Genomic DNA, 2628 nt, shown 5'->3' on the forward strand with positions numbered 1-2628 from the left:
CTGACGGCGATCCGGCTATCCCTGCCCTGCTCCGCAGGAGTCCGATTCCTCCCCGGCCTGAAGGCCGGGGCATCCTCGGAGGAACCCGGTGAAGCTCACCGGCGCGAGGAACGGTGCCGGTACGGCAGCCGACGCGAAGGCCCTGTCCATCGTGGGCGGCATGGTCGCCGGGGCTGACAGCATCGACAATCTGGACGTTCTTCGGCACGGTGGCCTATCCCGCTTGTTCGGCGGAGTGCGCGCCCCGTCCACACTGGGCAGCTTCCTGCGCGCCTTCACCTGGGGCCACGTACGCCAACTGGAGGCCGAGGTACGGTCGTTCACCTGCAATCTCGCGGCACACACCGGCCTGGTCCCCAGGACGGACGAGGTGGTGTTCGTCGACATCGACTCCAAGGTCAAGCAGGTATACGGCCGGCCAAGCAGGGGGGCCTCCTTCGGCTACACCAAGCAGCGCGGCCTGCACTTCCAGATCGTCACCGTCAAGATCGCAACCTGCGCGCCGGTCATCGTGGCCACCAGGCTGCGCAAGGGTTCGGTGGGCTCCGGCAAGGGGCGGCGAGCCTGCTGCGCGAGGCGCTGGCCACGGTGAGGGCGATGGGCATCACCGCGAAGATCATCGTGCGTGCCGACTCCGCGTACTTCTCGCACAAGGTGGTAGACGTGTGCCGGAAGGCGGGCGCGCACTTCTCGCTGGCCGTGGCGGTGAAGAAGACGATCCGCGAGGCGATCGCGGGCATGGACGAGTCCGCCTGGACACCGATCAAGTACACCAGTGCGGTGTGGGACGCCGACGAGCAACGCTGGATCTCCGACGCGGAGATCGCCGAAGTCCCGTTCACCGCGTTCACCAGCAAGAAGAAGGCGTTCCACACCGCCGCCCGGCTGATCGTGCGCCGCGTCAAACGGCTGAACCCGAAGAGCGTGCCCGAGGGGCAGGCCGAACTGTTCGGCGTCTGGCGCCACCACGTCATCTTCACCGACAGCCCGTTCGTCCTGGCCCAGGCCGAACCCATGCATCGCGAACACGCCGTCGTGGAACAGGCCTTCGCCGACCTGGAAGGCTCCGCACTCGCCCACCTGCCGTCGGGGGAGTTCACCGCGAACGCCGCCTGGCTCACCCTCGCAGCCACCGCCTACAACCTCACCCGCGCCGCCGGCACCTCGCCTCTACCTTCCACGCCAGAGCACGGACCGGCACCATCCGCCGCCACCTGATCCACATCCCCGCCCGGATCGCCATCGGCGCCCGCCGCCTCACCCTCCACCTGACTCAACTCTGGTGCTGTGCAGACGACTTCACCGACCTGTGGACAGCGACCGGACAGCGCATGGTCACCTGACCCACGCGACCGTTTTGCCCGCCCACGATCCGAAGACTTTGGAGACCCCGCACCGGACGGCCGCCCGGCAATCGCCGCTGCCCGCATCCCGAAGAAACACCCGGAACCCGCCCGACACCCCTGATCGGAATTCACGCGGTGGATCGAGGCTGAAGCGCCAGGGCATGCAGTTGCTCACCTATCCCAAGCTGAGCCCAGTGTCTGACGCGGCGTCGAATGGTGCGGTCCGAGCAGCCCGCGGTGGCGATCCGCTCGTAGCCGGAGCCGTGGACCAGGGCGGTTATCACGTGCTCGAAACAGCAGGCACATCATGCGCACCCGATGATTGATCAGGACTCGGCATGATGGCAGCACACAATGTTGCGGACAGGACAGGAAGTAAAGGGTGACCGCAGAGCAGAGAAAGCCGAAGGACGATCACGGTGCGGCGCTGATCATGGTCACGCTGCCGGGCGGTCAGGAGATCCGGGCACGGCTTCATGCCCGGCGCCAGACGAAGGACGGCTGGCGATACCAGGTGGGATTCCTCATATGGCAGGACGCCGCCGATGGCGGTGTGGAACCGGTCGAGCACCGAGCCTGGGTGAGCCCGGCACACGCACGCCCCGTCCCTGGCATCTCCTACGAACACGTGCCCACCCGCCGTGCGTCCCAGACAGGCAGTACTCCGCCGCGCAAAGGCCAGCCGGCCTGGACAGTCCAGCGCCTGCCCCACCGCCCCGGCCATCCAGGAGCCACCCTCATCCATGTCATCGGCTGCACCCCCAGCGCCCAGACGCTCGACCGGGAACAAGCACTCACCGCACTCCACCAGCCCCGCGCAGCGGCATGTAGAGAATGCGGAGCAGCCGGATCCCTCACTGACCACAAAGAGCCCCCCGGCCAAGAGACACAGGCACCGACGCCCCCACGCGACCCAGACTGAGCCGCCAACTACCCACGACCAACGAGAAAGGAAACCCTGAACGCCGAGCAACACGACGATGAACGCGGACGGCGGGCGTTGGCAGGTGATGGGTGGTGTCCACCTGGCGATTCACTTCGCGCCGTTATTGCCGCTCGGTCGGCTGAAGGACCACGACCGACCCGTCACCCGCGCTTGAGGGGACAGGCGGGTTCACAGGCCGGTCCCGAGGAGCCGGTTGCTGGGGTGGGAGGGTTCTTGCGCCCAGTCATGCCCTGCGACCCCACTCAGCCCGGATCCACCGGCTTGATTCCGGTGTGATCGTTTCGGGGTCGGGCAGGCGGTGTCGGGGTTGAGTTGCGGATTCGGGCGTGGCGTGGC

3 protein-coding genes and 1 pseudogene are annotated in these 2628 nt (G+C 67.4%); 3 read left to right on the plus strand and 1 reads right to left on the minus strand.

What is annotated here, in order from left to right; genetic code table 11:
* Window positions 1–88: 88 nt before the first annotated feature.
* Together ACIBJF_RS52885 and ACIBJF_RS52890 are read left to right on the plus strand one after the other, a co-directional pair.
* Window positions 89–592: a hypothetical protein gene (locus tag ACIBJF_RS52885; RefSeq protein WP_399185037.1), complete on the plus strand. Its 504-nt coding sequence runs from the start codon at window positions 89–91 to the stop codon at window positions 590–592.
* Window positions 593–597: 5 nt separating this feature from the next.
* Window positions 598–1218, plus strand: a complete 621-nt coding sequence (locus ACIBJF_RS52890; RefSeq protein WP_399185038.1) for a transposase — start codon at window positions 598–600, stop codon at window positions 1216–1218.
* Between the two features lie 274 nt (window positions 1219–1492).
* On the opposite strand, the pseudogene ACIBJF_RS52895 reads toward ACIBJF_RS52890, so the two are convergent.
* Window positions 1493–1639, minus strand: a pseudogene (locus ACIBJF_RS52895) (IS5/IS1182 family transposase); the annotation flags it as partial.
* A gap of 140 nt (window positions 1640–1779) precedes the next feature.
* On the opposite strand from ACIBJF_RS52895, the gene ACIBJF_RS52900 reads away from it, so the two are divergent.
* The gene (locus ACIBJF_RS52900; RefSeq protein WP_399185039.1) at window positions 1780–2268 is read left to right on the plus strand and encodes a DUF6233 domain-containing protein; all 489 of its coding nucleotides are present in this window, start codon (window positions 1780–1782) and stop codon (window positions 2266–2268) included.
* Window positions 2269–2628 lie beyond the last annotated feature (360 nt).

It is taken from the genome of Streptomyces sp. NPDC050743 (genome assembly GCF_044456925.1).
Lineage (GTDB): Bacteria > Actinomycetota > Actinomycetes > Streptomycetales > Streptomycetaceae > Streptomyces.